This window comes from Prochlorococcus sp. MIT 1306, from assembly GCF_047304515.1.
GTDB lineage: Bacteria > Cyanobacteriota > Cyanobacteriia > PCC-6307 > Cyanobiaceae > Prochlorococcus > Prochlorococcus marinus_D.
This window is the reverse complement of record NZ_CP138959.1, coordinates 1,576,255-1,600,320: the sequence shown is the minus strand read 5'-3', so window position 1 is coordinate 1,600,320 and position 24,066 is coordinate 1,576,255. Positions and strand designations below refer to the sequence as shown.

Here is a 24,066-nt window from a genome sequence, read left to right as displayed (position 1 = left end):
CAAGATCGCAGCGCCTGACACTCCTTACAAGGGAGTGGAGGAGCAGAACCTGGACAACTTAAGAGTTTAGGAACTGACGCTTTTGTCGCGTTTAGGCCCTATGAGCAGCGATCAAAAGCTGATCAAAAGGTTTGAGCAGATATGCGACGAGAGTGTGAGGTCCCGTCAAAAGAAATGAGTTGCAGAAACCTGTTACAGCATCAATTTTTGCTTTCACGGGCGAGGATTGATGTCAAAGGTGTGACAGGTGAAAGCAACGACCGGATCTGAGATCCTGGAAAGTCACAGAAGGAAGAGATTCTGAAGTGCACTCTTGTAATCCTTCTGTCAGAGGAAGGGGGCAACAACTGCTTGTCGTACGCCAGTGCGAATGAGTGGGTGAAGCAAATCAGACTGAGTGATGAGCCTGTAAGGGTTGATTGCGAGAGGGTTTGATCTACTACGGAGAGTTTGATCCTGGCTCAGGATGAACGCTGGCGGCGTGCTTAACACATGCAAGTCGAACGAACCTTCGGGTTAGTGGCGGACGGGTGAGTAACGCGTGGGAATCTGCCCTCAGGAGGGGGATAACGGTTGGAAACGGCCGCTAATACCCCATATGCCGAGAGGTGAAATGAATTTCGCCTGAGGATGAGCCCGCGTCTGATTAGCTAGTTGGTGAGGTAATGGCTCACCAAGGCATCGATCAGTAGCTGGTCTGAGAGGATGATCAGCCACACTGGGACTGAGACACGGCCCAGACTCCTACGGGAGGCAGCAGTGGGGAATTTTCCGCAATGGGCGCAAGCCTGACGGAGCAACGCCGCGTGAGGGATGAAGGCCTCTGGGCTGTAAACCTCTTTTCTCAAGGAAGAAGATCTGACGGTACTTGAGGAATAAGCCACGGCTAATTCCGTGCCAGCAGCCGCGGTAATACGGGAGTGGCAAGCGTTATCCGGAATTATTGGGCGTAAAGCGTCCGCAGGCGGCTTTTCAAGTCTGCTGTTAAAGCGTGGAGCTTAACTCCATCAAGGCAGTGGAAACTGATTGGCTTGAGTGTGGTAGGGGCAGAGGGAATTCCCGGTGTAGCGGTGAAATGCGTAGATATCGGGAAGAACACCAGTGGCGAAGGCGCTCTGCTGGGCCATAACTGACGCTCATGGACGAAAGCCAGGGGAGCGAAAGGGATTAGATACCCCTGTAGTCCTGGCCGTAAACGATGAACACTAGGTGTCGGGGGAATCGACCCCCTCGGTGTCGTAGCCAACGCGTTAAGTGTTCCGCCTGGGGAGTACGCACGCAAGTGTGAAACTCAAAGGAATTGACGGGGGCCCGCACAAGCGGTGGAGTATGTGGTTTAATTCGATGCAACGCGAAGAACCTTACCAGGGTTTGACATCCTGCGAATCTCTTGGAAACGAGAGAGTGCCTTTGGGAACGCAGTGACAGGTGGTGCATGGCTGTCGTCAGCTCGTGTCGTGAGATGTTGGGTTAAGTCCCGCAACGAGCGCAACCCACGTTTTTAGTTGCCAGCATTTAGTTGGGCACTCTAGAGAGACCGCCGGTGATAAACCGGAGGAAGGTGTGGATGACGTCAAGTCATCATGCCCCTTACATCCTGGGCTACACACGTACTACAATGCTACGGACAAAGGGCAGCAAGTTCGCGAGGACAAGCAAATCCCATAAACCGTGGCTCAGTTCAGATCGTAGGCTGCAACTCGCCTACGTGAAGAAGGAATCGCTAGTAATCGCAGGTCAGCATACTGCGGTGAATACGTTCCCGGGCCTTGTACACACCGCCCGTCACACCATGGAAGTTGGCCACGCCCGAAGTCGTTACTCCAACCCTTGTGGAGGAGGACGCCGAAGGTGGGGCTGATGACTGGGGTGAAGTCGTAACAAGGTATCCGTACCGGAAGGTGCGGATGGATCACCTCCTAACAGGGAGACAACACAATGATTTTGATGTCTGAGTATTTTAATTCTTAGGCCGAAATCCTGTCACCTTAGGTCGATCGGTACCTCAAGTTGAGAATCAAAGAAAAGCTGAGTCATCAGCTTGGAGATTGATGATTGATTTTAGTTCCTAAACTTGTCTAGGTCACACCCCGCAAGGGTTACTCCTGGGCCATTAGCTCAGGTGGTTAGAGCGCACCCCTGATAAGGGTGAGGTCCCTGGTTCAAGTCCAGGATGGCCCATTCGGTGTTGGGGGTTTAGCTCAGTTGGTAGAGCGCCTGCTTTGCAAGCAGGATGTCAGCGGTTCGAGTCCGCTAACCTCCACTGACTGATCTCCTACAACGAGCCAATGGTGAGAACCGTTGTGTGATGTGATTTAGAATTTAAGTTTGCTGGAAGACCCTAGCTTCTTATCATTCCAGGCCTCAATCAATTGAGGTTAGGTTGATAGGACGCTGGGCTCACTGTAATTCGCAAGAATTGCAGAGATGTTCAGCAGAACCTTGACAACTGCATAGGTAAGTCTGGAAAGAATAAAGCATCTCATGGATGCATGATTCTTGGGAATCAGCTAATGCAATCTACGCGAGTAGAGAGCTGAGGTTGATGAACGAGAATGATGTTTGATTCTTGAGTCAAGAGCCGAGACTCTATAGCGTTCTTTCGATGTCATCGAGGCATCGAGAGTTTGATTGGTCATTCAAACCATCTTCAATGACAAACAATTCAGTTTAACTGGAGAAGTTTGAGATTGCAGCCAGGTGAATTGCTAAGAATACGTATTCAACTACGTGAAGCGTTATAGAGATTAATTGGTCAAGCTACAAAGGGCTCATGGTGGATACCTTGGCACACAGAGGCGATGAAGGACGTAGTTACCTGCGATAAGTCTCGGGGAGCTGGACACACGCTTTGATCCGGGAATTTCCGAATGGGGCAACCCCTAGTACGGCCAGCTGAATCCATAGGCTGGTGCGAGCCAACCCAGCGAACTGAAACATCTTAGTAGCTGGAGGAAAGGAAAGTAAAAACGACTCCCTAAGTAGCGGCGAGCGAACGGGGAAGAGCCTAAACCGATGGTTTCGACCATCGGGGTTGTGGGACAGCAATGTGTATCAGGGATGTTAGGAGAAGTGTTTGAATGGCACACCACAGAGGGTGAAAGTCCCGTAACCGAAAACTGAACTGAACTAGCTGTATCCCGAGTAGCACGGAGCACGTGAAATTCCGTGTGAATCCGCGAGGACCACCTCGTAAGGCTAAGTACTACTGTGTGACCGATAGCGCAACAGTACCGCGAGGGAAAGGTGAAAAGAACCCCGGGAGGGGAGTGAAATAGAACATGAAACCATGAGCCTACAAGCAATGGGAGCCCGACTAAATCGGGTGACCGTGTGCCTGTTGAAGAATGAGCCGGCGACTTATAGGCACTGGCAGGTTAAACCGGAAATGGTGGAGCCATAGCGAAAGCGAGTCTGAATAGGGCGATCGTCAGTGTTTATAGACCCGAACCCGGGTGATCTAACCATGGCCAGGATGAAGCTTGGGTGATACCAAGTGGAGGTCCGAACCGACTGATGTTGAAAAATCAGCGGATGAGCTGTGGTTAGGGGTGAAATGCCAATCGAACCCGGAGCTAGCTGGTTCTCCCCGAAATACGTTGAGGCGTAGCGTCTAGTGCTCCAGCAGGGGGGTAAAGCCACCATTTCGGTGCGGGCTGCGAGAGCGGTACCTAATCGAGATGAACTCTGAATACCCTGTGTGTAACTAGGCAGTCAGACTGTGGGGGATAAGCTCCATGGTCGAAAGGGAAACAGCCCAGACCGCCAGCTAAGGTCCCCAAATCAACACTAAGTGATAAAGGAGGTGGGATTGCCCAGACAACCAGGAGGTTTGCCTAGAAGCAGCCATCCTCAAAGGAGTGCGTAATAGCTCACTGGTCGAGCGATCCTGCGCCGAAAATGAACGGGGCTAAGTGTTGTACCGAAGCTGCGGATTTAACTTGTTAAATGGTAGGGGAGCGTTCTATGTGGGGCGAAGCGTTAGCGTAAGCGGGCGTGGACTGCATAGAAGTGAGAATGTCGGCTTGAGTAGCGAAAACATGGGTGAGAATCCCATGCCCCGAAACCCTAAGGGTTCCTCCGGCAGGCTCGTCCGCGGAGGGTTAGTCTGGACCTAAGGCGAGGCCGAAAGGCGTAGTCGATGGATAACAGGTCAACATTCCTGTACCGGTTATGTTTTGGGAAGGGGGACGGAGAAGGCTAGCCAAGCCAGATGTTGGTTACTGGTTTAAGCGTTCGAGGCGTTGAGGAGCGGAGAAAACGTTCTGAGCTAAGGCGTGAATACGAGCTGCTACGGCAGCGAAGTTGGTGATGTCATGCTTCCAAGAAAAGCCCTATACCCGTTAAGGCATAACTGCCAGTACCCGAAACCGACACAGGTAGGGTGGTAGAGAATACTGAGGGGCGCGAGATAACTCTCTCTAAGGAACTCGGCAAAATGGCCCCGTAACTTCGGGAGAAGGGGTGCCAGCGAGAGCTGGTCGCAGTGAAGAGGCCCAGGCGACTGTTTACCAAAAACACAGGTCTCCGCTAAGTCGCAAGACGATGTATGGGGGCTGACGCCTGCCCAGTGCCGGAAGGTTAAGGAAGCCGGTCAGCGTAAGCGAAGCTGGCGACTGAAGCCCCGGTGAACGGCGGCCGTAACTATAACGGTCCTAAGGTAGCGAAATTCCTTGTCGGGTAAGTTCCGACCCGCACGAAAGGCGTAACGATCTGGGCGCTGTCTCGGAGAGAGGCTCGGCGAAATAGAATTGTCTGTGAAGATGCGGACTACGTACACCCGGACAGAAAGACCCTATGAAGCTTTACTGTAGCTTGGTATTGTGCCCGGGCTCTGAATGCGCAGGATAGGTGGGAGACGTTGAAGTAGTGCTCGTGGGTGCTACTGAGTCAATGGTGAGATACCACTCTTTCAGAGCTAGGGTTCTAACGTTCACCCGTTATCCGGGGAGCGGACAGTATCAGGTGGGCAGTTTGACTGGGGCGGTCGCCTCCTAAAAGGTAACGGAGGCGCGCAAAGGTTCCCTCAGGCTGGTTGGAAATCAGTCGACGAGTGCAAAGGCAGAAGGGAGCTTGACTGTGAGACCTACAAGTCGAACAGGGACGAAAGTCGGCCTTAGTGATCCGACGGTTCTGAGTGGAAGGGCCGTCGCTCAACGGATAAAAGTTACTCTAGGGATAACAGGCTGATCTCCCCCAAGAGTTCACATCGACGGGGAGGTTTGGCACCTCGATGTCGGCTCATCGCAACCTGGGGCTGAAGTCGGTCCCAAGGGTTGGGCTGTTCGCCCATTAAAGCGGTACGCGAGCTGGGTTCAGAACGTCGTGAGACAGTTCGGTCCATATCCGGTGTACGCGCAGGAACATTGAGAGGATTTCTCCCTAGTACGAGAGGACCGGGAGGAACGCACCTCTGGTGTACCAGTTATCGTGCCAACGGTAAACGCTGGGTAGCCATGTGCGGAGTGGATAACCGCTGAAAGCATCTAAGTGGGAAGCCCACCTCAAGATGAGTGTTCCCATGGCATAAGCCAGTAAGGTCACGGGAAGAACACCCGTTGATAGGCTCTACGTGGAAGTCCAGTAATGGATGCAGCGGAGGAGTACTAATAGACCGAGGGCTTGACCATCCATTTGGTTCTTGCCCGAGAAACAAGTTTTATTCAATTCAGAGCATCATTCGCAAGGATGATGACCTATGCAGTTCTCAAGGTTCACTCCTTGGGAATGATTTTATCCTGGTGTTCATGGCGATGTGGAACCACTCCGATCCATCTCGAACTCGGTTGTGAAACGCATCAGCGGCGACGATATTTTGGGGGTAGCCCTCTGAGAAAATAGCTCAATGCCAGGTAAAACATTTCCTTATGTAGATCATCAATCTTGCGAAAGAGTTGTTGATTTACCAAGAAAAAGCCACCCGCAGGGGTGGCTTTTTTGATGTGCAAGTCAGTGTGATTTTTAAAGAAGATAATCAAATAGACACCAGAGGTCTTTGATTGCTTTGTGATCCTGTTGATCTTGCTCTGGATTGCCTTCCCTAAGACTGAATAAAACACTCATGCCTGCTTTTTCTGCGGCATTACATTCTTCGTGGCTATCACTGACAAAAAGCACCTTTTCTACGGGAATGTTCATTGCTATGGAGATATCGCTATAGCTTTTGCTCTCTTTTTTGTTGCCAGTACGAGTATCAAACCAGTGGCTAAATAGTGCTGTTTGATCTCCGTTGTCCGTGTGCTTGTAGAGGAGCTTTTGAGCTGATATGCTGCCTGATGAATATACGGCAAGTGCATAATCTTGTTGTTTTAGTTTGCTTAGCGCCTCGATCGTTTCTGGGTAGAGCGAAGAGCAGAGATCACCTCTCTCATAACCCTCTCGCCAGATTCTGCCTTGCAGATCTTTTAAAGCACTAGACTTGCGATCAATTGTTATTAGATGCTGAAGGTAGCCGCAGATGTTCTCGATTTCGCTGCTGTTCTCCCTTATTGCTTTGCTTAGGAGATCTTTGCTGCTCTGATCATTATCAGCTTTCCATTCATCCCAAGCTTCATCTATAAGAGATTGAATCTCATTGTTTTCTCTGTGTTCATTTAGGAATCCTTCTAGATGGCTATCAGCGTAAGGAAAGAGAGTATCGCTAACAAAACTTGTAGGGCATGTGGTGCCTTCAATATCCAGCAAGATGTGAGTGATCACGATTTTTGGCTGACTATAAGTTGTTCACGCCAGCAGAGCTCTAGTAGGAACTCCAAGATTTCTACGTGACGTTTTGCTTCGTTGAGGCTCCCCCCCCACGCATATAAACCGTGCCCTGCGACCAGTAGTCCATAGGGTGCATCATTGACCATTTCGCCTGCTGCTTGGCTTAATTTGGCTAGGTTTTGGTTGTTCAATAGGATTGGCAGAGTGATTGATGTGGAATGGCTATTAATCCCTTGCAGGCCTTTCAGCATTTCCCAGCCCTCAATTGTTAGTTTCCCAGTATTTTTATAGTGGTTGGATAGCCATGTTGCTGTAATCGAGTGTGTGTGCAGTACGGCCTTGGCGTTGGTCTGCTCGATGATTTTTAAATGCATATCTGTTTCAGCACTAGCTCTACCTTCTCCTTGAATCACGTTACCCGAGCTGTTGACTTCAATGAGTTCGTCTGCCTCGATATTTCTTTTCTCAATGCCGCTCGGTGCCATCAATAATCTCAATGGCGTTTTTTGTAGCACTATGCTGAAATTACCTCCAGTCCCATCACACCAACCGCGTTGATGGAAATCGCGAATGGTGTCGCTTAGAGCGTGCCGCTGTTGCTGTGAATCGAACAATTTACCCAGGATTCATCTTTGGCAATTGGGGCACCAGTGTGTGCCACGACCGCAGAGGCTTTCACGGCGGATGGGCGTGCTGCATATCCGGCAGGCCTGGCCTCCTCTGCGATACACCCAGGCTTGACCACCGTAGTTGCCGTTAATGCCTTCAAGATCTCTGAAGTCGCTGAAGGTTGTTCCTCCAGCACCGATGCTCACTCTGAGGACTTCCGTGAGGCAGTCGCATAAGCGTTCAAGTTCGACCTTCTTTAATTGACCTGATGGAGTGTGGGGACGGATTCTCGCGGCAAAAAGGCTTTCATCGGTATAGATGTTGCCTGCCCCTGCCACGATGGATTGATCCAAAAGTGCTGACTTGATTGGTCGTTTCGAACCCTTCAAGCGTTTGCTTAGGTAAGAGGAATTGAAGGCGCTGCTGAATGGCTCTGGCCCAAGTTTTTGCAGCCCTGTGATGATTGTTTCCGGGGCGTTGCCAGGTGGAACCCACCACATTTGTCCGAAGCTGCGGGTGTCAACGAAGCGCAGTTCCTCATCTTTTTTGTTCCAGATGCGTACGCGTGTATGCGGGCAGGGTGAACTGATGGCTTCATGCCATTGAAATTGCCCTGTCATGCGCAGGTGAACGCCCCACCATCCACCATCAGGATCTGGTTCTGAATCAGCTGATGGCTGGGCAACATCATGATGTAATGACGCCATCAAGTACTTGCCGCGTCTTAACCATGAGCCCACGTGCATGCCGCAGAGCATCTTGATGAATAGGGCAGAACCGCCAGGGCTTGCTATTGCTCGTTCTCGGCAAACCTCAACCTGGCCGATCTGAAAATCAATAAGACGGTCTGCCAATCCGCGGCGGACCGTCTCAACTTCAGGTAATTCCGGCAAGCGCCTTAGGCGCGATCGAGTTCTGATTCAGCAAAGCTGTTGGTGAGGTTGCCGTTATCGGTACCTTGCATGCCGAAGTAGTTCGTTTTCTCGAAGCGAACCAGTACCCCATATTTGCCGGTGGTGTCGACAGAGGCCACTGTGCCCACTTCATTGTGCCAGTAACTCTCCTCGCGCCTGATGCGAACTTTGTCGCCTTTTGAGATCGCCATCGCTGCGCAGGTATTGAATTCACCCACAAGAATATCGCCGTGAGTGTGTGAGTTGACTCATGCGTCACAGAATGTCGCCCCTTGGGGTGTAGGCCATGGCAGCATCCAGCCTTAAGTCAGGTGTGTTTTGGTGAGTTCGTCCGTTGCGCTTGATCCTCCTGCTATTGAGCTGGATCTGCCCGATCCGGAGCAGGACGACATCAGCACCATGGAGTTTCTTGCTCGACTTGAGCAAGCCTGGTCTTTGTGCGATCGCTTTGACTTGCAAACTGAGATTTGGCGGGGGCGAATCCTTAGGGCAGTACGGGATCGTGAGAAGCGTGGTGGTGAGGGGCGTGGTGCTGGCTTTTTGCAGTGGTTGCGGGAAAGGGAGATCAGTAAGACCCGTGCTTATGCCCTGATTCAGCTGGCTGATTCGGCTGAGAACTTGCTGGCAGAAGGAATGCTGGAGGAGAGCAGCGTGAATCAATTCTCTAAAAGGGCCTTCATGGAAACGACGCAGGCTGTTCCAGAAGTGCAGATGATGATTTCCGAGGCGGCCAATGAAGGTCAAGAGATCACTCGCAAGCAGGTTCGCCGACTGACGGATGAGTTCACGTCTGCCACAAGCCCCCTGTTGCCGGAGGAGATCCGCCAGCGCACGCAGGAGAACCTTTTGCCTCCCAAGGTTGTGGCTCCTCTGGTAAGGGAGCTGGCAAAACTGCCGGAGCTTCAGCAGGAAGACCTCAGGCGAGCTTTGCGGGAGGAGCCAGAACTGGATTGCATTAAGGATGTAACCAGCACAGCACGCTGGATCAGTAAGACCACAGAGGCCAGCGAGGCGGTGAGGGCTTTCCAGCAAGGTGAACTCAACCTGGAGAAGGCCATGCATGAGGCTCAGCGTCTCGATGCTTTGGGTTTGCTGGCTGATGCTGTCTCTCAGGCTCAGTCTTTAGAAGCCTCCGTTCTGAAGCTGCATACGGCCTGGCGACGATTGGGGGGGTTGCAGGAACGCCTTTGGGTGGAAAGTGGCAGCAGTACCCCTTATCTCCGTGATGTTTTGGGTGCTTTGCAGAGCCTTAGCGGGGCAACCTTGAGGGTGTCGCTTGGGGAGTTGGCGGGAGGGAAACGGGTTCGCTTGCAGCTGGTGGAGGAGGCTCCTGATCAGCTAGAGCCGCCGCCGCTGACTTGAGTTCGAGATCGTGCCATCAGGCTTGGCGCTCGTTATCTTGAGGGCGCTATTGGTGGTGTGAAGTGGATCCACTGATCGAGGCCCTGCACCATCACTATGGCTGGGATGGTTTCAGGTCTGGTCAACGTCCTGTGGTGGAAGCGATTCTTGCGGGTCAGGATGTGCTGGCGGTGCTGCCCACCGGTGGTGGTAAATCGCTTTGTTATCAGCTGCCAGCGCTGTTGCGTGATGGTCTGGTGGTGGTGATCTCTCCCTTGGTGGCTTTGATGGAGGATCAGGTCATGCAGCTGCAACGGCGGGGGATTGCCGCCGCTTGTTTGCATGCTGGCCTGGATCCGTCGCGCCGTCGCGATGCGCTGGTTCGCCTGCGAGAAGAGCGCTTGCGTTTGCTTTATCTGGCTCCCGAGCGCTTGCAGGGTGAGGCCACGCGGCAATTGATCGAGGACACAGCTGCGCAGGGAAAGTTGGTGGCACTAGCTGTTGATGAGGCCCATTGCATCAGTGCTTGGGGCCATGATTTCCGGCCTGATTACCGTCGCCTGGGGCAGGTGCGACGCCTCTGCCCAGGTGTGCCTGTGGTTGCTCTTAGTGCTACTGCGGCTCCAAGGGTGCGTGCCGACATCATCCGCCTGTTGGCTCTTCGCCGGCCGCAGGTGCACGTTTGCTCGGCCCGGCGAAATAATTTGCGCTACGCCATGCGGCGGCGTTCGAAAGATCCTTTGCCCGATGTGCTTGAGGCGTTAGGGAAATCAAGAGGGGCGAGTTTGATCTATGCCCGAACGCGTCGCTCCGTGGAGCAATGGGCAGAGCGGTTGCAGGCGGCGGATATTGCTGCTACTTCTTATCACGCCGGGCTTGACCCGGAGGTGCGCCAGCAGGCGCTGGCTGATTTCCTAGATCAAGACCAGCCTGTGCTGGTGGCCACGGTGGCCTTTGGCATGGGTGTAGATCGCAGCGATGTGGGATTGGTTCTGCATTTGAATCTGCCTGCCACGCCGGAGGGCTATTTGCAGGAGTCTGGCCGGGCCGGGCGTGATGGACTGCCGGCCGATTGCTTGGTGTTGTTTTCTCCTGGTGATCGCACCAGCCTTGGTTGGGCGATGCATGCTTCAGCTCGCCGTTGTGCTGATGAGAACGCTACGCAGGAGATTCAGATGCGGTTAGAGCTGGCGCAGCAACAGTTGCGGCGTATCGAGGCGGTAGCAGAAGGGGAGTTTTGCCTGGAGCAAGGGCTTTTGCTTGCCGTTGGTGAATTGGTGCCGCCTTGTGGTCGCTGCGATCGCTGTCAGCAGACTGCCCGCCGCCGTGATTGGTCTGAGCAAGCCTTTGCTGTGCTTGAGGTGCTCGAAGATCGCAAGGGCATGAATCTTCGCAGTCTCAGTGAAAGCCTGTCGTCCACTACAGGCAGCAAGCAAGAGCGTTGGGGTTGGTTGGCTCGCCGGTTGGTGCAGGAAGAGCTGATTACGGAGAGCAATGATGGTGTCCAGCGGCTCTATTTACGTGAGAGCGGTCGGCGCTTTTTACGCCAACCCTGGCCGCTGCACTATGCGGCCTGAGTGCAGCCCTCGATGGCCTTAGCCGCCTTTGGCTTTGCAGAGATCCTTGACGAGATCATGCTCAAAGCGCTGCTGTGGAGCACCCCAAGTTTTCCAAGATCCATTCGTGCCGGTGGTATTGATCTTGCGCGCTGGGCAGTTCACAGCCAGATAAAGGGCTTTGCCATCTTTGTTGAGGGTTGGGGCCACGTAGCTTCCTCCCATGAACTTCCAATTGGCCCAGTCCACTTGAAGTGAACCGTAAGTGCGCCATTGCGTTTGCGAAGGCTTGACAGCAACTTGCTGGGTGGATTTGGGCTTGGTTTGTGGTTTTGCAGCAGGTTTGATCGTGGACTTAACAGTTGGTTTAACGGTGGTTTTTGCAGTCGGTTTGATGGCAACTGTCGTGGTGGACTTGGGCTTGGGTTGTGGTTTTGCCGCAGGCTTGGTGGTGGACTTAACAGTTGGTTTAACGGTTGGTTTAACGGTGGTTTTTGTAGTCGGTTTGATGGCAACTGCCGTGGTGGATTTTGGCTTGGTTGTTGTTGATGGTTTGACCCGTAGAGACAGTTTGCTGCCGACTAACAACTTGTTGGGGTTGTTGATGCCATTGATCTTGATCAGGGTTGCTACAGGGATTTGATAAGCCCCAGCGATTTGGTTCAATGTTTGCCCTTGAGCCACGGTATGGGAGGTGGCATTTGGATTTGCCTGAATGGCTACAGGTTTGCGCTTTGCTGCTGCTTTGGGTTTGGGAACAAAAGCCCCTTGGGGCAGTTTCAGGGTTTGGCCACGTTCGACATAGTTGGCATTGGCAAGGCCATTGAGGGCGACGAGATCCTGTTGGCGAACTCGGTAGCGGGCCGCAATGGTGCTGAGGGTTTCGCCACTGCGTACCGTGTGGCGATTGGCGCCAGCTCTGACTGTGCCTGATGAGCTGCCTGGCAGTTTGAGGGTCTGGCCGATGAATAAGGTATCGGCATTGGCAAGGCCATTGAGGGCGACGAGATCCTGTTGGCGAACTCGGTAGCGGGCAGCAATGATGCTGAGGGTTTCGCCACTGCGAACCTTGTGACGACTGGCGCCAGCTCTGATTGCTCCGGAAGCACCTCCCGGTAATTTCAACGTTTGGCCGATATATAAATTGTCGGCATTGCTCAGACCATTGAGGGCGATGAGATCCTGCTGGCGCACTCGGTAGCGAACAGCAATGGTGCTGAGGGTCTCGCCACTTCGTACCGTGTGACGGCTTGCTCCAGCCGTGACTGTGCCTGATGCGCTACCTGGCAGTTTGAGGGTCTGGCCGATGAAGAGGTTGTCTGCATTGGCTAGGCCGTTCAGCCGCATCAAGGCCCGAAGGGATACCTGATATCGCGCTGCGATTTCCGAAAGGGTGTCACCGGGTTTCACTGTGACGCTGGCACCCCAGGATGGCAGCGGTAGAAGTGTTGTCAGGGCTAGAGCGCTAACAATGATCCGGCGCATCAATCTCTCTCTACAGTTTGGTGAAAGATAAGCTGCCTCCACAGATGCGCTAGCCCTTTTCAAGCATCCCGAAATGATGCCCTTGCAAAAAGCGGCTTGATTATCCCAGCACCTTTTTGAGCAACGCCAGATTGGCCTTGTAGGGGGGGTAGCGCAATTTGAGATCTAGCCAGAAGGTGCGACGTAAGACAGACTTTTGATGGGAAAAGGTTTCGAAACCAGCCAGGCCGTGATAACGCCCCATGCCACTGGCCCCGACTCCACCAAAGGGCAGCTCAGGAATGCCTACATGCATCACCACATCGTTGAAACACACTCCGCCTGAACTGGTTGTGTTGAGGAGCTGTTGTTGGTCGGCATGTGTTCCGCCAAAGAGATAGAGGGCCAGGGGCTTTGGTTGTTGTCGGACCTCAGCGAGAGCCTCATTAAGGCTGTGCACGCTGATGACAGGCAGCAGTGGGCCGAAGAGCTCTTCCTCCATCAGCGGATCGTCGCGCTTGTCTACGTCAATCAGAGTGGGAGCGATGCGTCTTTGATCGTGGTCAATTTGTCCGCCTGAGAGCACCTTGCCGCGCTGCTTTGCTTGATCAAGCAAGTGTTGTAGTCGCTGGAAATGACGATTGTTGATGATCTTGGCGAGGTGGGGTGATCGCAGCGGATCGCCTCCATAGAGCTCAGTAATGGCTCCTTTCATCGCCTGCAGTAGAGGCTGTTTGAGTTGTTCTTGGATAAGTAGATGGTCTGGGGCGATGCAGGTTTGACCAGCATTGAGACCCTTCCCCCATACCAATCGCCTAGCCGTGACCGAGAGATTGGCGCCATCAATCACGATGGCTGGGCTTTTCCCTCCTAGCTCCAGGGTCACCGGAGTGAGATGTTCGGCGGCAGCAGCCATCACCTTCTGGCCGATGGCGCCGCTGCCGGTAAAGAAGATGTGATCAAAGGGTTGCTTGATCAGTGCCGCTGCAATGGCCCCATCCCCCTCGATCACCTGTACGACCTCGCTGGAGAAATGTTGAGGGATCAAATGGGCGATCAGTCGAGAGGTGGCAGGGGCATGCTCGGAAGGTTTGAGCACTGCTGTATTGCCTGCTGCCAGAGCACTAATCAGTGGTTGGAGGGTTAGAGAGAAGGGGTAATTCCAGGGGCCGATGATCAGAACGCAACCCAGGGGGTCGAGGATCACCTCGGCTTGACCTGGCTGATGGGCTAAAGGCACTTGTACGTGCCTGGGTTGCATCCAGCGGCTGAGCTGCCGTTGAGCCAGTTTGAGCTCCCCACGCAGAGCGATCAGCTCAAACAATGCCTCGGTTGGTGGTTTGCCTAGATCCGTTGCCAGGGCATCAAGCACCTCGTCTTGGTGCTTTTCGATGAGGACCTCAATTTGCTTGAGTTGCTTTCTGCGCCAGGCTTCTGGTCTTGTGAGGCCCGAAATGACTGGCTTGCGCAGTTCACTCAGCAGAAAGTTCTCAGGAAGCAAGGTCTGACACCATTGTTACTCGTGTCTAGGTGTCTAGCAGTGGTGCCGGCGCTGTTGGCGGATGGGCACAAGCGTTGGCGATCAGTTGACCTGCTGGGTTGAAGACGGCGGCCCTGGAGCTACTGGTGCCCTGAGCGAGAGCCAGGCTTAGGAGCTGATCATCCATGGCTGTTCTTTTGTTCAAGTGCTAGCGGTGGGATCTTGGTATGCAATGGGGCATGCAGCAGATCGATGGGCTGACCAACACTCCCCGCTGGGTGGCCCAGGCGGTGGTGTATCAGATCTTCCCTGATCGTTTTCGTTGTAGTGGCCGTGTCTTAGCTCATCAGCATTTGGCTTTGCGCTGCTGGGGCAGTGACCCTTCTGAGCAGGGTTTTCAGGGGGGAGATCTCTACGGGGTGATCGAGGCCCTTGATCATCTCCAGGCGCTTGGTATCAGCTGCCTTTACTTGACACCCGTCTTTAGCTCTGCCGCTAATCATCGCTATCACGCTTATGACTACTTGCAGGTGGATCCGCTCCTCGGTGGCAATGCAGCGCTAGAGGCTTTGATTGAGGCGGTGCATCGCCGCGGGATGCGCATCATTTTGGATGGCGTGTTTAATCACTGTGGTCGCGGGTTCTGGGCTTTTCATCATCTTTTGGAAAATGGTGAGGCTTCGCCCTATCGCGATTGGTTTGAGGTGCGGCAATGGCCGCTTCATCCCTATCCACGGCGTGGGCAGGATTGTGGTTACAGCTGCTGGTGGAACGATCCAGCCTTGCCAAAGTTCAATCATGCTCATGCCCCTGTGCGTGAGTATTTGATTGCCGTAGCCCGCTATTGGCTCGAGCAGGGAATCGATGGTTGGCGACTTGACGTTGCTGATGAGGTGCCTGCTGAGTTTTGGCTGGAGTTTCGGCACATGGTTAAGGCAGTGAATCCAGACGCTTGGATTTTGGCTGAGATCTGGGGTGATGCGAGACCGTGGCTACAGGGGCAGCACTTTGATGGGGTGATGAATTATCGGATGGGTTGGAGCAGCCTTTGCTGGGTTGCTGGTAAGCGATTACGCCGTCGGTATCGCAATCCTGCCTATCCCCTTGACCCTCTGAGTGGGGAGGCTTTTGTTGAGCTATTGGCAACAACGCTGGGTTGGTATCGACCTGAGGTGAACCGCAGCCAGTTGAACCTGCTTGATAGCCACGATGTGCCGAGAGCTTTGCACACACTTCAGGGTGATCTTGCGGCGTTGAAGTTGGCCTTGCTGTTGCTGTTTTTGCAACCAGGGGCGCCTTGCATCTACTACGGCACAGAGGCGGGTTTGCAGGGTGGCCCTGAACCAGGTTGCCGCGAAGGGTTCCCTTGGCATACGCCTTGGCCTGCAGACCTGCGCGATTTCATTCAGTCGTTGAGTGATCTGCGCCAACGTTGCCCAGCTTTGGCTGATGGCGGTTTGCAATGGCAACCTCTTGGAGCTGATGCACTTCATGCTTGGTGGATGCAGCCCGAGCCAGCCACAACGCAAAGGGAGACGTCGATTCAGGTGTGGGTCAATCGCAGCCGCAGGTCATGGCTGCCGACGAAAGGCTCATCGACAGACCCTCTTTGGCTGGAAGGAGCATTTGAATGCAATGGCCGGGGATTAGGCCCTCAATCAGCCGTGTTGTTGAGCTGATCAAGATCACCTCTACGTTTAGCCCTCTTCAAATCGGTAGTTTTTGGAGAGGCGGAAGACAGTGCCTGAGAGCAGCACCAGTGCGATCAAGTTAGGAATCGCCATCAGACCATTAAGTGTGTCAGCTACGTCCCACACCACGCCGCGATTGCCTGCAACAGCACCGATGACAACCACAGCGACCCACGCCAGGCGGAAGGGAAGAATGGCTTGCACCCCAAAGAGATATTCAGTGCAGCGTTCGCTGTAAAAGCCCCAGCCAAGAACTGTTGTTAGCGCAAACACCACGAGGCCAGCCGTCACGACCCAACCTGAGCCTGCAAGGCCACTGTTGAAGGCAGCGATTGATAGATCAGATCCTGACTCACCACTCTGATAGGCACCGGTGGTGATGATCACCAGAGCGGTCATTGTGCAGATGACCAAAGTATCGATGAAGGTTCCAAGCATGGCGATAGTGCCCTGACGGACTGGGTCATTGGTGTTGGCAGCAGCGTGAGCGATAGGCGCACTACCGAGACCAGCTTCATTGGAGAAGATGCCGCGCTTGAAGCCCATCAGGATCACTTGGGTCAACGTGCCGCTGGCAGCGGCTTCGCCTGTGAAGGCATTAGAGAAGATCGTTGAGAACGCTGCTGGCACTTCGCTGATGTTGCTGAGAATGATCACCAGGCAAGCAATCACATAAAACAACGACATCAAAGGAACGATGGCGGATGCAGCCTGGGCGATGCGTTTGATGCCGCCAATGATGACCCCAAAGACAAGCACTCCAAGCACGACACCTGTTAAAAGCCGAGGGATGCCGATCGTGGCTAAGGCACTGGAGACTTCAAACGATTGCACTCCATTGCCAATGCCAAAGCCCGCCAGCATTCCAAACAGGGCAAAGAATCCGCCCAGCCAGGCCCAGTTTGGACCTAGGCCATTGCGGATGTAGTACATCGGACCACCGACATGATTGCCGAGGGGGTCCACTTCGCGGAAGTGAACTGCAAGTAAGGCTTCGGCGTACTTGGTGGCAATACCAAAAATGGCAATTAGCCACATCCAGAACACCGCCCCAGGGCCGCCCATGGCGATCGCAACAGCGACACCGGCGATGTTGCCCGTGCCGATCGTGGCCGCCATCGAGGTCATCAGTGCCTGGAATGGACTGATTTCGCCCTCGCTAGAGGAGGTTGGATTGCGAAGCAGCATGCGCACGCCATAGGGGATGCGCAGTAAGGGCATAAAGCCCAGCCCAACCATCAGCAAGATGCCGGTGCCTGCAATCAGGATGACTGTGGGCCAACCCCAGGCAAAGCCGTTGATCGGATTATTGATGGCCTCGACTGCGTCTTCCAGTCCGCTTGGGAACTGTCCGAGTTGTAAGGATAAATTCGTCAAGAGCGACGCTGGCAACACATCCATTTTTGCAAAGGCGCTCAAAGATGTTGTCAGAGGCGCCTACTGACGGCAATGTTCGTATCAGGCTGCCTTTGAGGTTGTTACATCAGCAGTAGAAAGTGTTGTTTAAAGGTTGGTCCTTTTCGTCTTGCTTTGGAGGGTGGTGGTGAGCACAGTATTTAGTTGTGGTCCATCCCAGGTTCTTTCTGTTTGTCGTTTCAGCGTTGAGAGCGACTTAGATCCTTTCTCATCCCTATTGAAGGACAGAGCAGTGCTTGACGGTTGATACACACTGTTCCCGCTATCGGTTGCGGCGATGTCGAAGGAGCTTGTATCGGTAATGGAGTCATAACTGTCGCTGCTGTCTGAATCTTGCTCAAGACTGTTTGCAGCAGAGTTATTCTCAATAGAGCGACTTGTCAGCAGAGCTGGAGCCAGCAAGGCTTAACTCTGAAGAGGTTGCTGCGATAGACGCTGCTGCTGCTGAAGGTGTTGTTGTCGTTGCAGGACTGTCTAGTGGTATTGCAGTAGACGTTGTTGCGACTTCCAGCCTTTCTAGATCGGCGTAGTGGTGTGATTGAATCTTCAAAGAAATGATCAATGCCTACTTACTTGGTTACGATAATTAAATTAAGGTCGACGTTTATTGAGGAGACGGCGATCGAGAAGGGTCTGATCGCTAGAGGCGTGAATGCATCATGGCTGTGCATGAAATGTTGCTTGTAGCTGATGGATTCAATGTTTGGCAGATGTGACATCTTGCGCAAACTTTGCTCTTGAAAGTTAGTTAAGGCTTTGCTAGGGGCGTCCTCTGGTAGCTGTTGTGATCGGGGCCTTCTCTTGTCTTGTTTGCTTCTTCTATGACCGTCCGCTCAGATGAGTTTGAGCAATCGAACAATGGAACAATGAAAAAAAGGAACCATTGAACAATGTGACAACGTTTGCATATTGATCACGTTCCATAGGGTTGGCACCGCCTTAAAAAAGACCTCCTCGGTTTCTTAAGCTGGCATTGACTTCCCAGGAGCCAATGACATGGAGACACTGAAAAGCGTTGTGCTTCCTGTGGTTACGGCAGCTGCTCTGCTAATAGCTGCTTTGTCTCTCGCTTTCATTGCCTTCAGTTTGGCGCCTGTCGCTCACTGGGCAAATAATCAAAACATCTGTGTTGAACAAGAAATCACGAAGTCGAAGGCTCCTATCTCCTGGGGCGTGAGGAAGTGCAATGGGCGCTCAAAGGTTTATCAAGTGCAGCCAACTTGATTTCGCGGGGGCCTGTTGGAAGGCCCCCTGAGCCACAACGGGTCTCCATCGTGCCCGCATCCCATTTGTGCAAGAAGAGATCTAGTGGCTTTCCCTAGCAATAACCCAAGGCTTTTGGGATGTCATTGGGGTGAACCAGACAGTGCTTTGACTTGACTTGGTTGATTGTCAAAAGTCTTTTGAGCGAACTAGCAAGGCTGGGCTCGCTTGTTGATTGCTGCCCTTGAGGTTGCATCGCAAGAGGTATTGGGTAGAAACAGGTCAGCATGCAGTCCAGCCACCATGTCTTTGATCGAGCGTTGGGATGCGATGAGCGACGAAACAAAGACAATTGTCAAGAAATTCGGTGCGTTCTCTCTGCTTCTCTTTGTTGCTCTCTCGGTTCTTAGAGCCCTTGTGCCTTTGGCGATCATTGCCGCGGGTGGCTATTGGGCTTACAAGGAGTTGGCGAAGAGGGCTTGACGCACCCCCCATCCCTGCAGTAATACATATTTACTACTGAGGGGCGTTATGGGTGGCAGTTCAGCATGTGAGCCAGAAGGTTGGTTGATTGATCCAAACAAGCACTGGTCCCTTCGCTTCCATCGCGATCAAAAGTCTTGGAGCAGCGATCTGTTTGTGTTTATGGATAAAGGGCGAGCAATGCCTGACGGGTCTCCTGCCTTGCTCAAAAGCAGGAGGCACTTGCCGAAGCGTGATGCCGTTGAAATCTGGAACAAGTTGAGGGCAGATGGATGGCACCGTGTGGAGCCGCAATGGGGGCTTGGCTTAGACCCTTGACACACCAAAAAACAAACCTGAACATCTCGACCTAAAAATCTGCTGTTTGGTTGAAAGATCCCGAAAACAGGAGATGGGTTTGATTTCTCTCAATCGCCTCATCGGTACACCAAAAGAAACTTTTGCTGTCTCTTGATGGCCCTTGGATTTTCGGAGGTCCCGGGTTCAATGCCCTCGCCGGGATTTGAACCCGGGACCTCTCCCTTACCAAGGGAGTGCTCTACCACTGAGCTACAAGGGCATGTGGAAGGTGGGCCGGGTTGGATTTGAACCAACGTAGGCAGAGCCAGCGGATTTACAGTCCGCCCCCATTAACCACTCGGGCACCGACCCGAACCACACCTGCAGACATTACCAGCAGATCGCACCTTTGTGGCTGAATGTCTGGGAAGGTCTTGTGGGGATCGATACGATCCATCCAACCCCTTCATGCTTCAGGGCCATGCGACTGCTGCTGCTCAACGGCCCCAATCTCAACCTTCTCGGTCAACGAGAGCCTGGTTTTTATGGCGCAATGACGTTGAAAGCGATTGAGGCAGACCTGCTCGCTCAGGCGGAGGCAGAAGCGGTTCAGCTTGAGTGTTTCCAGAGCAATTTTGAAGGTGCTTTGGTGGATCGCATCCATCAAGCCATCGGCCAGGTGCAAGGAATCCTGATCAATGCTGGGGCCTATACCCATACCTCGATTGCTTTGCGGGATGCTCTGCTGGGAGCAGCGATTCCATACGTGGAGTTGCATCTCAGCAATACCCATGCCCGTGAAAGCTTCCGGCATCACTCTTATCTCGCTGATCGCGCTGTGGGTGTGGTGAGCGGTTTTGGTGCATTGAGCTATCGCCTTGCTTTGGAAGGGCTGCTGGCTCATTTGCGTCAGCCGCAGCAGGTTCTATGAGTGCTCTTGCTGCTGCTAAGACGTCAAACGCCACGATCAAATGGCTGGCGGCTCCCACCAGTGATGCTTGGTTGGAGCAGGCGATTGCTCATCCGCTCGAGCTGCTGATTGATCACGCTCATTGCGAGCGCAAGGCGGCGGGTGCCGTCGTGCAATTGATGTTCCGCTACTTGTGTGAGCCTGGGCTCGCAGAAGTTCTCAGCCCCTTGGCCCGTGAGGAGCTCGAGCATTTTGAGCGAGTGCTCACGTTGCTTAAGGCCAGAGGGCGTTACCTGGAGCCTCTGGCTGCACCCCCTTATGGCGCAGTTTTGGCCAAACAGATCCGTAGGGATGAACCGCAGCGCATGCTCGATAGCTTTCTGGTGGCAGGCCTGATCGAAGCCCGTAGCCATGAACGCATGTGGTTGCTTGCCACCCACCTAGCTGATCTGGAGTTGCGTCAGCTCTATGCAGATCTGCTGGCGAGTGAGGCGCGTCATTTCGGCCTCTATTGGAGGCTCTGTGAGCAGCGTTTTCAGCGTGAGCTGATCATTGCTCGTTTGCAGGAGTTGGCAGAGGTGGAGGCAGGGATCCTCGCCAATTTGCATCCTCAGCCACGCATGCATAGCTGAAGCCAACTTCAGCCTCATGGCAGCTTGGCGAATCTCTCGGCGATCGCATCCCCTGTGAAGTTTGCAATCCAGCCTTCTGGGTTATCGAAGAAGCGCACAGCACAAAACTGTGGCTTGCTGCCCATATCGAACCAATGGCGAGTTCCGGCAGGCACGTTGATGCAGTCGTTTTGTTCGCAGAGCACTTGCAGCACTTCCGCGCCGATGTGTAAGCAGAACAAGCCACACCCTTCTACAAAGAAGCGAACTTCGTCTTCGACATGGGTGTGTTCGGCTAAGAATTTTTGGCGCAGCGCTTCACGATCGGGGTGGTCTGGCGTGATTCGGATTGCATCCACCGTGGGGTAACGGCCATCTGCCTGCACTCGGGCGATCTCGACGGCGTAGGCCGCAAGGATGTCGGACTCGCTTGAGTTCTGATTGAGCTTGACTTTGGCTGGCCAACGCTGGAATGCAATGCCCCGTTTGGCCAGCTCGGCTTTGATCACTGCAGGATCATCGCCCTCCAATAAGGGTTCCGCCGGGCTTGTGGCGTTGGTGCTGCCTTCGGGGTGGATGCTGAGGCGACTCATTCCCAGAGGTTGAAGGGGTCTTTGCAGCCATCTTGATCGTGGCGTCTTAGAACGACGGCTGAATGTTTCGTTCGGCTTTGTCGAGCCCTGCTGTTTCAACCACAGCTCTCATCCTGGTAGGGGTGGGCCCTGGTGATCCTGCCCTTTTGACCCTTGCTGCCATTGAGGCGATTGAAGCGGCCACTGTTGTGGCCTATCCCGTGGCACAGCAAGGGGGCAAAGGGATGGCGGCGAGCATTGCCTCGCGATGGATTCGTGCTGAGCAACGCCAACTGCCATTGCTTTTTCCCATGGTGGCTGCAGCTGAACCGCGCCAGCAGGCTTGGCGAGAGGCCAGTGATCAACTGGCAACTGCCGTTGCTGCAGGAGAGCGAGTGGTGGTGCTTTGTCAGGGTGATGTGTCTCTGTTTGCCACAAGCTCTTACATCTTGCTGGCTCTCAAGAAGCATCATCCTGATTGCCAGGTTCGGCTGATCCCAGGAGTCACGGCCGTTGCCGCCGCCGCTGCTGCAGGTAAGTGGCCCTTGGCGATGCAGCAGGAACAACTTTTGCTGTTGCCGACCCCAGATCAATCCAGCGAGCTCGAGGTTCTACTAGAGGATGCTGCTGGTGCTGGGCGTGTGCTGGCGTTGCTCAAGTTGGCGCACCGCTGGGCCTGGGTGAGGCCCATGCTCGAAGAGCGGAATTTATTGCAATCAGCACTGTTTGCCCAGCATTTGGGCTGGCCCGATCAGCAGGTGTTGCAGGCCAGCGAGGTGCCCGCAACAGCTAAGCCCTATTTTTCGTTGTTGTTGGTGCGCCAAGGCTGGCCGGAGGTGATGCCCTGATGTCGAGTGCTCTCTCTTTGACCGCCATGCAGTGGTTTGGCTTGTTGCACCCCGTGCTGATCATTTTGTTTGTCTATCCCGTGGTGGGTGCCACGATTCGGCTTGGCACTTTGGCTCGCGAGCGGCGCTTGCAGATCAATCCGCTGCCTGCCTCGGTGCCTGTTGAACATGCCGAGCATGGCCGCTGGGTTGCCGGAGGGGTGTTGGTGGCAGTGTTAATCGCCTTTTTTCATAGCTATTTGGCCGCTTGGTTCGAGGCGTCGCCCGGGGGTTTGGCTGGGGTTGGTCGGCTCGTGGCCTTGGCCTTTGCAGAGTTGGGCACTGTGGTGATCTACCTCCGTCTTCTCAAGGTGAGGCGCCCTGCTGCGCGTGCGCTGTTGGGCCTCGCTTGCTGGTTGGCATTGCTGCTGCTGGGAGCACAACCTGAGATCAATCGCCTCACAGACAACCCTTTCGATGCAGATTTTTGGCGCTCCCACTACTGGAGTGGTGTGTTACTGAGCGGGTTGTTAATTGCATCGGTGGCAGCCAAGCCTGAGATTGCTCGTCATCTCTCGATGCGACGACTGCATGTCTACGCCAACGTGTTGGTTGCTGTATTGCTCGCAGTGCAGGCGATTACAGGCACACGTAATCTCTTAGCAGCTTGAGCAGGCCATTGATCGCAACTGGATGATGAGCTGTTGAGTTGATGACGTCGATTGATTAGTGATATTGGCTGGGTGATTGGATGTGGCTTGGTAGCGGATTGATCGCAACTTGAGGCTGGATTAGGCGTTGGTCGCTTCAGGCTATGCCGTTATGAGTTCTGCGCTGGCTTGCTCTAACAGTGATATGGCATCCGTTGGCGTTGGTGCACGCATCAGGGCATGGCGCAGTTTCGATGCGCCGGGGAAGCCGCTACAAGTCCATCCCATGTGTTTACGGGCAATCAAGAGGCCATGTTCCCCCTTTGCTTGGACCAGCGCTTCAAGTTGTTCACGAGCAATGGTGAGTCTCTCTGCCGCTCCAGGCGTTGCAGGCACTGGGCGGCCGGATAGTGCTGCATCGATTTGGCCCACAAGCCATGGCGCTCCCAGCGAGCCTCTGCCCACCATCACGCCATCGGCTCCAGTGATCGCCAGGCAGCGCTTGGCATCCATGTCGCGCTTGACATCGCCATTGGCAATCACGGGGATTTGCAGTGCGCTTTTGACGGCAGCGATGGCGTGCCAATCAGCTGAGCCTTTGAAGCCTTGCTCTCGAGTTCGAGCATGCAATGTCAACATCTGGGCGCCGGCCTGCTCGAGTGATTGGCACCATTCAATTGGTTTTGCATCGCTGCCACACCAGCCCAGCCTTGTCTTCACGGTGACTGGGATTTTGACCGCTGCAGCAACAGTGCTCACGATTTTTGCCGCCAGTTGTGGGTCACGGATCAGACCAGAGCCACCGCCCTTGCGTGCAATCTTGCGCACAGGACAGCCCATGTTGATGTCGATCAGGAAGGCACCAGCAGCTTCTGCTCGTTGTGCAGCATCGGCCATCGCTTCTGGGCGGTGATCGAACAATTGCACGCCAATGGGCCCGGCTTCATTGGCGAGTTCGTCGATTTTCTGTAGGCCGTGGCCCAGCTCCAGGCTGGTGGCATTGACCATTTCCGTGAATAACAATGCATCTGGCGCCCAGCGCCGAACCAGGCTTCGGAAGATCTGATCACTCACGCCTGCAAGAGGCGATTGCAGCACTCTGCAGCGCAGTGCCCTTGTTGTTCCCCTGCCGGGCAGGCTGAGTTCAGGCACAATGTTGATGATCAGAGTGATCGGATCAATATCCTAGAGAGAATGGCCTCTCTTCATTCAAGGGAGCGTTCTCTAAAAATAAGAATTTTTGGTTTTCGTATCATTGATGGTGGGCTAAATGAGGTGTGAGAATGAGTTAGTTGGAGAAGCTTTCGCTTGTTATCGTGGGACAAAAATTGGATTGCAAGTATAACTTTGGCTTT

The 24,066-nt window shown here is 53.8% G+C and carries 22 protein-coding genes, 4 tRNA genes and 3 rRNA genes; 14 read left to right on the top strand and 15 right to left on the bottom strand.

Features of this window, described 5'->3' with window-relative positions; translation table 11 throughout:
* Nucleotides 1-438: 438 nt before the first annotated feature.
* The 5 genes from SIB74_RS08090 to rrf all read left to right on the top strand — a co-directional run bounded on the left by SIB74_RS08090 (nucleotide 439) and on the right by rrf (nucleotide 5,854).
* Nucleotides 439-1,923, top strand: a 16S ribosomal RNA gene (locus SIB74_RS08090).
* Nucleotides 1,924-2,107: 184 nt separating this feature from the next.
* Nucleotides 2,108-2,181 (top strand) — tRNA-Ile (locus SIB74_RS08085).
* 9 nt (nucleotides 2,182-2,190) lie between these two features.
* Nucleotides 2,191-2,263: transfer RNA gene (locus SIB74_RS08080), tRNA-Ala, on the top strand.
* Nucleotides 2,264-2,753: 490 nt separating this feature from the next.
* Nucleotides 2,754-5,630, top strand: a 23S ribosomal RNA gene (locus SIB74_RS08075).
* A 107-nt stretch (nucleotides 5,631-5,737) separates the two neighbouring features.
* Nucleotides 5,738-5,854: ribosomal RNA gene (gene rrf / locus SIB74_RS08070) — 5S ribosomal RNA — on the top strand.
* Together the 16S, 23S and 5S rRNA genes with 2 tRNA genes alongside form the textbook arrangement of a ribosomal RNA operon.
* A gap of 107 nt (nucleotides 5,855-5,961) precedes the next feature.
* On the opposite strand, the gene mtnC is transcribed toward rrf, so the two are convergent.
* The 4 genes from mtnC to SIB74_RS08050 are packed head-to-tail and all read right to left on the bottom strand — an operon-like array spanning nucleotide 5,962 to nucleotide 8,419.
* A complete protein-coding gene (gene mtnC / locus SIB74_RS08065; RefSeq protein ID WP_063395622.1) occupies nucleotides 5,962-6,699 on the bottom strand; it encodes an acireductone synthase in 738 nt (245 codons plus the stop codon).
* Nucleotides 6,696-7,319, bottom strand: coding sequence for a methylthioribulose 1-phosphate dehydratase (mtnB, locus tag SIB74_RS08060; RefSeq protein ID WP_063395621.1), 624 nt, complete (start codon nucleotides 7,317-7,319; stop codon nucleotides 6,696-6,698). Before mtnB ends, mtnC begins: the two co-directional genes overlap by 4 nt.
* Before the next feature lie 12 nt (nucleotides 7,320-7,331).
* Nucleotides 7,332-8,207, bottom strand: coding sequence for a DNA-formamidopyrimidine glycosylase (locus SIB74_RS08055; RefSeq protein WP_063395620.1), 876 nt, complete (start codon nucleotides 8,205-8,207; stop codon nucleotides 7,332-7,334).
* A gap of 5 nt (nucleotides 8,208-8,212) precedes the next feature.
* Nucleotides 8,213-8,419: a photosystem I reaction center subunit IV gene (locus SIB74_RS08050; RefSeq protein ID WP_011129566.1), complete on the bottom strand. Its 207-nt coding sequence runs from the start codon at nucleotides 8,417-8,419 to the stop codon at nucleotides 8,213-8,215.
* 130 nt (nucleotides 8,420-8,549) lie between these two features.
* Here SIB74_RS08050 and SIB74_RS08045 point away from each other — a divergent pair, with 130 nt between their 5' ends.
* Together SIB74_RS08045 and SIB74_RS08040 are read left to right on the top strand one after the other, a co-directional pair.
* Nucleotides 8,550-9,590 (top strand): hypothetical protein, encoded by a 1,041-nt coding sequence (locus SIB74_RS08045; protein ID WP_063395665.1) that lies wholly within the window; start codon nucleotides 8,550-8,552, stop codon nucleotides 9,588-9,590.
* Nucleotides 9,591-9,652: 62 nt separating this feature from the next.
* The gene (locus tag SIB74_RS08040) at nucleotides 9,653-11,146 is read left to right on the top strand and encodes a RecQ family ATP-dependent DNA helicase (protein WP_063395619.1); all 1,494 of its coding nucleotides are present in this window, start codon (nucleotides 9,653-9,655) and stop codon (nucleotides 11,144-11,146) included.
* Between the two features lie 18 nt (nucleotides 11,147-11,164).
* Here the strand turns inward: SIB74_RS08040 and SIB74_RS08035 are convergent, their stop codons facing one another.
* The 3 genes from SIB74_RS08035 to SIB74_RS08025 form a co-directional block, all read right to left on the bottom strand.
* The gene (locus tag SIB74_RS08035; protein WP_063395618.1) at nucleotides 11,165-12,610 is read right to left on the bottom strand and encodes a LysM peptidoglycan-binding domain-containing protein; all 1,446 of its coding nucleotides are present in this window, start codon (nucleotides 12,608-12,610) and stop codon (nucleotides 11,165-11,167) included.
* A gap of 100 nt (nucleotides 12,611-12,710) precedes the next feature.
* Entirely contained in the window at nucleotides 12,711-14,090 is a 1,380-nt protein-coding gene (locus SIB74_RS08030; RefSeq protein WP_063395617.1) for an aldehyde dehydrogenase family protein, read from the bottom strand.
* A gap of 25 nt (nucleotides 14,091-14,115) precedes the next feature.
* Nucleotides 14,116-14,256 carry a hypothetical protein gene (locus SIB74_RS08025; RefSeq protein WP_155724835.1) on the bottom strand — a complete coding sequence of 47 codons (141 nt, stop codon included), beginning with the start codon at nucleotides 14,254-14,256 and terminating at the stop codon, nucleotides 14,116-14,118.
* 40 nt (nucleotides 14,257-14,296) lie between these two features.
* Between SIB74_RS08025 and SIB74_RS08020 the strand changes: the two genes are divergently transcribed.
* Nucleotides 14,297-15,748, top strand: coding sequence for a glycoside hydrolase family 13 protein (locus tag SIB74_RS08020; RefSeq protein WP_074159124.1), 1,452 nt, complete (start codon nucleotides 14,297-14,299; stop codon nucleotides 15,746-15,748).
* An 18-nt stretch (nucleotides 15,749-15,766) separates the two neighbouring features.
* On the opposite strand, the gene SIB74_RS08015 is transcribed toward SIB74_RS08020, so the two are convergent.
* From SIB74_RS08015 to SIB74_RS08005, 3 genes are all read right to left on the bottom strand, one after another.
* Complete coding sequence (locus SIB74_RS08015; RefSeq protein ID WP_082818462.1) at nucleotides 15,767-17,161, bottom strand: alanine/glycine:cation symporter family protein; 1,395 nt, start codon at nucleotides 17,159-17,161, stop codon at nucleotides 15,767-15,769.
* A 102-nt stretch (nucleotides 17,162-17,263) separates the two neighbouring features.
* Entirely contained in the window at nucleotides 17,264-17,578 is a 315-nt protein-coding gene (locus SIB74_RS08010; protein WP_063395616.1) for a hypothetical protein, read from the bottom strand.
* The gene (locus SIB74_RS08005) at nucleotides 17,541-17,726 is read right to left on the bottom strand and encodes a hypothetical protein (RefSeq protein ID WP_156486099.1); all 186 of its coding nucleotides are present in this window, start codon (nucleotides 17,724-17,726) and stop codon (nucleotides 17,541-17,543) included. Before SIB74_RS08005 ends, SIB74_RS08010 begins: the two co-directional genes overlap by 38 nt.
* 956 nt (nucleotides 17,727-18,682) lie before the next feature.
* Between SIB74_RS08005 and SIB74_RS08000 the strand changes: the two genes are divergently transcribed.
* Complete coding sequence (locus SIB74_RS08000; RefSeq protein WP_041374894.1) at nucleotides 18,683-18,862, top strand: hypothetical protein; 180 nt, start codon at nucleotides 18,683-18,685, stop codon at nucleotides 18,860-18,862.
* A gap of 48 nt (nucleotides 18,863-18,910) precedes the next feature.
* Nucleotides 18,911-19,180 (top strand): DUF1651 domain-containing protein, encoded by a 270-nt coding sequence (locus SIB74_RS07995; RefSeq protein WP_011129573.1) that lies wholly within the window; start codon nucleotides 18,911-18,913, stop codon nucleotides 19,178-19,180.
* Nucleotides 19,181-19,349: 169 nt separating this feature from the next.
* Here the strand turns inward: SIB74_RS07995 and SIB74_RS07990 are convergent.
* The 3 genes from SIB74_RS07990 to SIB74_RS07980 all read right to left on the bottom strand — a co-directional run bounded on the left by SIB74_RS07990 (nucleotide 19,350) and on the right by SIB74_RS07980 (nucleotide 19,598).
* Nucleotides 19,350-19,421, bottom strand: a tRNA-Thr gene (locus SIB74_RS07990).
* Between the two features lie 10 nt (nucleotides 19,422-19,431).
* Nucleotides 19,432-19,513: transfer RNA gene (locus tag SIB74_RS07985), tRNA-Tyr, on the bottom strand.
* Nucleotides 19,476-19,598 carry a hypothetical protein gene (locus tag SIB74_RS07980; RefSeq protein ID WP_255327626.1) on the bottom strand — a complete coding sequence of 41 codons (123 nt, stop codon included), beginning with the start codon at nucleotides 19,596-19,598 and terminating at the stop codon, nucleotides 19,476-19,478. The genes SIB74_RS07985 and SIB74_RS07980 overlap by 38 nt, the downstream gene beginning before the upstream one ends.
* 24 nt (nucleotides 19,599-19,622) lie before the next feature.
* On the opposite strand from SIB74_RS07980, the gene aroQ reads away from it, so the two are divergent.
* Together aroQ and SIB74_RS07970 are read left to right on the top strand one after the other, a co-directional pair.
* Complete coding sequence (aroQ, locus tag SIB74_RS07975; protein WP_063395662.1) at nucleotides 19,623-20,072, top strand: type II 3-dehydroquinate dehydratase; 450 nt, start codon at nucleotides 19,623-19,625, stop codon at nucleotides 20,070-20,072.
* Nucleotides 20,069-20,683, top strand: a complete 615-nt coding sequence (locus SIB74_RS07970) for a tRNA-(ms[2]io[6]A)-hydroxylase (protein ID WP_063395615.1) — start codon at nucleotides 20,069-20,071, stop codon at nucleotides 20,681-20,683. The genes aroQ and SIB74_RS07970 overlap by 4 nt, the downstream gene beginning before the upstream one ends.
* Before the next feature lie 14 nt (nucleotides 20,684-20,697).
* On the opposite strand, the gene SIB74_RS07965 is transcribed toward SIB74_RS07970, so the two are convergent.
* On the bottom strand, nucleotides 20,698-21,255 hold the full coding sequence (locus SIB74_RS07965) for a 1,2-dihydroxy-3-keto-5-methylthiopentene dioxygenase (protein ID WP_063395614.1): 558 nt from the start codon (nucleotides 21,253-21,255) through the stop codon (nucleotides 20,698-20,700).
* A gap of 62 nt (nucleotides 21,256-21,317) precedes the next feature.
* Between SIB74_RS07965 and cobI the strand changes: the two genes are divergently transcribed.
* Both cobI and SIB74_RS07955 read left to right on the top strand, forming a co-directional pair.
* On the top strand, nucleotides 21,318-22,082 hold the full coding sequence (cobI, locus tag SIB74_RS07960) for a precorrin-2 C(20)-methyltransferase (RefSeq protein WP_063395613.1): 765 nt from the start codon (nucleotides 21,318-21,320) through the stop codon (nucleotides 22,080-22,082).
* On the top strand, nucleotides 22,082-22,732 hold the full coding sequence (locus tag SIB74_RS07955) for a DUF4079 domain-containing protein (protein ID WP_063395612.1): 651 nt from the start codon (nucleotides 22,082-22,084) through the stop codon (nucleotides 22,730-22,732). The genes cobI and SIB74_RS07955 overlap by 1 nt, the downstream gene beginning before the upstream one ends.
* Nucleotides 22,733-22,873: 141 nt before the next feature.
* Here the strand turns inward: SIB74_RS07955 and dusB are convergent, their stop codons facing one another.
* Nucleotides 22,874-23,863 carry a tRNA dihydrouridine synthase DusB gene (gene dusB, locus SIB74_RS07950; protein WP_063395611.1) on the bottom strand — a complete coding sequence of 330 codons (990 nt, stop codon included), beginning with the start codon at nucleotides 23,861-23,863 and terminating at the stop codon, nucleotides 22,874-22,876.
* Nucleotides 23,864-24,066: the final 203 nt, after the last annotated feature.

What these genes read in the sequence shown, in the direction of transcription:
- SIB74_RS08050 (WP_011129566.1), bottom strand. Translation starts at nt 8,419, where the DNA reads ATGGCGATCTCAAAAGGCGACAAAGTTCGCATCAGGCGCGAGGAGAGT.
- SIB74_RS08035 (WP_063395618.1), bottom strand. Translation starts at nt 12,610, where the DNA reads ATGCGCCGGATCATTGTTAGCGCTCTAGCCCTGACAACACTTCTACCG.
- SIB74_RS08025 (WP_155724835.1), bottom strand. Translation starts at nt 14,256, where the DNA reads ATGGATGATCAGCTCCTAAGCCTGGCTCTCGCTCAGGGCACCAGTAGC.
- SIB74_RS08020 (WP_074159124.1), top strand. Translation starts at nt 14,297, where the DNA reads ATGCAATGGGGCATGCAGCAGATCGATGGGCTGACCAACACTCCCCGC.
- SIB74_RS08015 (WP_082818462.1), bottom strand. Translation starts at nt 17,161, where the DNA reads ATGGATGTGTTGCCAGCGTCGCTCTTGACGAATTTATCCTTACAACTC.
- SIB74_RS08000 (WP_041374894.1), top strand. Translation starts at nt 18,683, where the DNA reads ATGTCTTTGATCGAGCGTTGGGATGCGATGAGCGACGAAACAAAGACA.
- SIB74_RS07995 (WP_011129573.1), top strand. Translation starts at nt 18,911, where the DNA reads ATGGGTGGCAGTTCAGCATGTGAGCCAGAAGGTTGGTTGATTGATCCA.
- SIB74_RS07980 (WP_255327626.1), bottom strand. Translation starts at nt 19,598, where the DNA reads ATGGATCGTATCGATCCCCACAAGACCTTCCCAGACATTCAGCCACAA.
- aroQ (WP_063395662.1), top strand. Translation starts at nt 19,623, where the DNA reads ATGCGACTGCTGCTGCTCAACGGCCCCAATCTCAACCTTCTCGGTCAA.
- SIB74_RS07970 (WP_063395615.1), top strand. Translation starts at nt 20,069, where the DNA reads ATGAGTGCTCTTGCTGCTGCTAAGACGTCAAACGCCACGATCAAATGG.
- SIB74_RS07965 (WP_063395614.1), bottom strand. Translation starts at nt 21,255, where the DNA reads ATGAGTCGCCTCAGCATCCACCCCGAAGGCAGCACCAACGCCACAAGC.
- cobI (WP_063395613.1), top strand. Translation starts at nt 21,318, where the DNA reads ATGTTTCGTTCGGCTTTGTCGAGCCCTGCTGTTTCAACCACAGCTCTC.
- SIB74_RS07955 (WP_063395612.1), top strand. Translation starts at nt 22,082, where the DNA reads ATGTCGAGTGCTCTCTCTTTGACCGCCATGCAGTGGTTTGGCTTGTTG.